The following is a 4074-nucleotide window of genomic DNA, read 5'->3' on the forward strand; positions in this document are numbered from 1 at the left end:
CATATAAGCGGGTATGGAAATATAAAATTGAGCCGCCAGGGTAAACCAAATTAAAATAAACGCTAAAACTAAAGTGAAACTTGATGTATTGTTTCTGTTATGATTTTGTACTGGTGTTTGCTGCATGGGTAATAGCTTTTAATAAAAGTAAGAATAACACTTACTAAATGAATAAAATGCTTTCCTTAATCTGCATTTATAATAATATAATTACAGCATACAGGTAACCACATCTGGACTTTACTCGTAAAAATCACTATGAATGATTGTTTAACTATACCCAAAACAATTTATTGCAAAATTTGCAAAATTTGCGGGGCGCGCCCTGTTATTGAGGCCGATATTGCGGGGTTTTATGTAGTTAAATGTCCAAATGATAATAGTCATTACCACACCCGGTCGGGATTAATAGATATTGAAGATTGGAACAGAAACAATACGATACACTTTATTCCAGGGCGTGATATAAACCCACAGGTATCCTGCTGAGTAATTATTTTGTGACTTTTTCTGATGCCCCGCTTAAACCTATATCTTTAAGCTTTTAAACCAAACTCAAATGATCTTTTCTTTTAATTCAAATGCCAATAAAGCGGGTAAGCTAAAATTGGGAGTATTGCTCCTGACTTTTATTTTACCAGCATTTTGCCAGGCACAAACCGGAAGTAACGCAACCCCCGTGGTTGATCATATAGCCATTTGCGTACGTGATCTTAAAAAAAGTGTAGCTTTTTATACTGATGTAATGCACCTGCAAAAGGTACCTAATCCGTTTGCTGATACTGTGCACCAATGGTACAGCCTGGGCAACCATGTAAAACTTCATGCTATACAAGGCGATTGTACAGGCAAACATGATAAAGCCGAACATCTTTGCTTTACCGTAAGTTCGGTTAAGGAATTTGCTAAAAAGCTTGATGAACTAAATATTCCTTATGGTAACTGGAAGGGTGACAGCAAGGAACCTACCTTAAGGCAGGACGGCGTGCTTCAGCTCTACTTTCAGGATCCTGACGGATATTGGATAGAGATTAACAGTCCTGCAAAAAAGTAATATTGCAAGGTTAACCGCATTCTAATACTTCAATTCCTGGCAATGGATGCCGGCTTTTTGTAATAGTGTTTCAATATATCGCGGAGAAAGGCCTTTGGCCACTATACGCAGTATATTATCGCAATCTTCCAGGTCAAAGTTCCATTGTGCAATTGCCGGAACTTTGGTGAGCAGGGTAGTAACCTTGCTCACCTGTCGCGGTTCTTTAACGCTTGTTGAAAATACCAGCACTTCCATCGTCAGTTGGGTTAATGTTATTATTGATCTTGTTTTTCTTCTTCAGGAGTAAAATCGTCCCAGCCGCGGCCACGGCCAAAACCGTGTCTTCCTCTTTCCCAATTGCAATGATCTTTCATTCTTGCTTTAAAACGCTCCTGATCTTCGGGGCTCATATTTTTAAAGCGTTCGCTCATACGGGCCCGCATATATTTGCCGCCACCGCCACCCCAGCCGGGGCGTCCGCCTTTGCCAAAGCCAAACAATATTTTGCAAAGCACAAACAAGCCCATAGCCTGCCAAAAGGTAATTACACCTACATGTAAAATATCAGGTAATAAATTGTTCCATAACTGCATCACCACAAAACTGATGAGCGACAGGAAGGCGGCAACTGCCAGCGGAATAAATACAAAACGCCCTCTATACAATACTTGTCTCATTTTTTAATTTTTTAATTTTGAATAGCCTGCTTTTTTACTCAGGCAATCATTAATATTCTGTTATTTCTTTATACAATTGTTGTAAACGCTTACGCAGGTGCAGTACCGCGTATCTTTTGCGCGATACCAGGGTTTGAACTTTTTCGTCTGTAAGCTCAGCAATCTCCTGGAACGACATATCATCCAGTTCATGCCATATAAATACATCCTTTTGTTCAACGGGTAATTCATCCAGCGCAATAAATAATTGCTCCCAAAACAGGTTGCGTAAATATTCAGTTTCAGGAGTATTGGTTTCAGCGAATAATAAGGCCTTAAAATCGGTTGCTTCATCCTCATCATCCTCGCCGGCAAGCATATCATCAAGCAAAGTTTCGGTCCTTTTTTTATGCTTGTCAGTTATTTTATTGCGGGCTACCCTGTAAAGCCAGGCACTGGTTTGTTCAATAGGCTCTGTGTTGATCACCGAGCTAAACTGGTACCAAACATCCTGCAGAATGTCCTCAGCATCAGCATCGCTTTTTACCCTCCGCCTAATAAAACCCAACAGGCTTTTACCATACGCTTTTATAGTATGTATGATATGACTGTTCTTATCTTCGGGCATTAGTGCGGTTATCAATTTTTTGCTTCTTTAAAGATATAGACGATTGGGGTTTAAAAACATTTTAAATTATTTAAAGAAAAGATAAAGGATGGAAAGATGAAGGAGAAAGGACTGAAAAAGCTTTGTCATTAAACAAGTTTGTCATGCTGAACGGAGTGAAGCATCTATTCATAAACTGTGCAGGGCGGCCATTAGATTCTTCGCTATGCTCAGAATGACAATGAATATATGATTTCTCAACCCTCCCTCCGCCGAAGGCGAAGGGAGGGTCGTCCAGCGAAGTGCAGACGGGGTGAGTCTTCGCCAATATGTTAAACCGATTGTTTAAATTACAAATTGTACTTACTTTGAGCCCTGAATGAATAATCCCCTTGCCATTAACAAAATTGTACAAAAACTGCTGCTGCCCGCACTGTTATTAGCCGCAACAGTAACCAGGGCCCAGGAGTTTGGGGGTAACCCACCATCATTAAAATGGAAACAGGTAAATACACCGCCAGCAAGGATAATTTTCCCGGCAGGTATGGATTCTGCAGGCATCAGGGTAGCAAATATAGTTCAGCAAATGAACGGGCTTATAAAGCCAACCATTGGGTTTAAGCAAAAACAGGTAAGCATAGTTTTGCAAAATCAAACCACGGTTGCCAATGGTTACGTGGGTTTGGCGCCTTTCAGGAGCGAGTTTTTTTTAACGCCTTCGCAAAACAGCTTTGATATTGGTAGCCTGCCCTGGCCGCAGCAACTGGCCATTCATGAGTTTAGGCATGTGCAGCAATACAATAATTTCAATGTAGGCCTGTCGCGTGCTTTACGCATTTTGTTTGGCGAAGGCGGGCAGGCATTGGGTAACGACCTATCGGTACCTAACTGGTTTTTTGAGGGCGATGCCGTATTTAACGAAACCCACGTAAGTGAGCAGGGCAGGGGCAGGTTGCCTTATTTTTTTAACGGGTACCGGGCATTATGGGTTGCCGGCAAAAACTACAGCTATATGAAGCTGCGTAACGGATCGTACCTTGACTTCACTCCTGATCATTATCCGTTGGGTTATATGCTGGTTGCCTACGGGCGCCAAAAGTATGGCGATGATTTCTGGAAAAACGTAACACATGATGCCGCAGCTTTTAAAGGTGGGTTTTATCCTTTTCAACGGGCGGTTAAAAAATACGCAGCTACCGATTTTAAAACATTCAGCAACGAGGGCCTGGATCATTTTAAAGAACAATTTAGCGGCGCTGATGAAAACGTTAAACTGGCGCCAAATACAATAAAACATTTTTACGCCGACAGGGAATATCCTGCCTATATCAATGATAGTACGCTTATCTACATGAAAAGTACGTATGATCATATACCGGCCTTCGTCATAAAAACAGGTAATAAAGAAAGCCGCATCAGTACCCGTTCCAACTCGCTCGATAATTATTTCAACTATCATGATGGTAAAGTGATTTACGCCAGTTACCGCCCGGATGCGCGCTGGGGCTACCGTAACTACAGTGAACTGATGGTGCTGGATGTAAAAACCGGTAAGGAGCATCGCATCACACAAAAAACAAAATATTTTTCGCCGGCCTTTAGCGCCGATGGTAAAAGTATTGTAGTGGCGCAGGTAGCCACATCAGGAGCAAGTGAGCTGCATATATTAAATACCGATGGTAAGCTGATAAAGGCGTTGCCTAATCCGCAAAAGCTGTTTTACACCTACCCGCAGTTTTATGGTGATGATAAGCTAATTGCCGCCGTTAGGAACC

General features: G+C 41.7%; 5 protein-coding genes. 2 read left to right on the forward strand and 3 right to left on the reverse strand.

All coding sequences use genetic code 11. The features are described from left to right. The first annotated feature begins 559 nt into the window (after positions 1–559). Positions 560–1054, forward strand: coding sequence for a VOC family protein (locus tag AC1DRQ_RS29810; RefSeq protein WP_477429502.1), 495 nt, complete (start codon positions 560–562; stop codon positions 1052–1054). A gap of 21 nt (positions 1055–1075) precedes the next feature. Here AC1DRQ_RS29810 and AC1DRQ_RS29815 read toward each other — a convergent pair whose 3' ends face one another. From AC1DRQ_RS29815 to AC1DRQ_RS29825, 3 genes are read right to left on the reverse strand one after another with little or no spacing between them, the layout of a single operon-like run. Further along, positions 1076–1291, reverse strand: a complete 216-nt coding sequence (locus tag AC1DRQ_RS29815) for a hypothetical protein (RefSeq protein WP_477429504.1) — start codon at positions 1289–1291, stop codon at positions 1076–1078. 20 nt (positions 1292–1311) lie between these two features. Beyond that, positions 1312–1713, reverse strand: a complete 402-nt coding sequence (locus AC1DRQ_RS29820) for a hypothetical protein (RefSeq protein ID WP_477429506.1) — start codon at positions 1711–1713, stop codon at positions 1312–1314. Positions 1714–1762: 49 nt separating this feature from the next. After that, on the reverse strand, positions 1763–2335 hold the full coding sequence (locus AC1DRQ_RS29825) for an RNA polymerase sigma factor (protein WP_429395843.1): 573 nt from the start codon (positions 2333–2335) through the stop codon (positions 1763–1765). Positions 2336–2678: 343 nt separating this feature from the next. On the opposite strand from AC1DRQ_RS29825, the gene AC1DRQ_RS29830 reads away from it, so the two are divergent. Then, a partial coding sequence (locus AC1DRQ_RS29830) for a TolB family protein (RefSeq protein WP_477429508.1) occupies positions 2679–4074 on the forward strand: 1396 nt, incomplete at its 3' end.

The organism is Mucilaginibacter sp. P4_E8 (genome assembly GCF_056401495.1).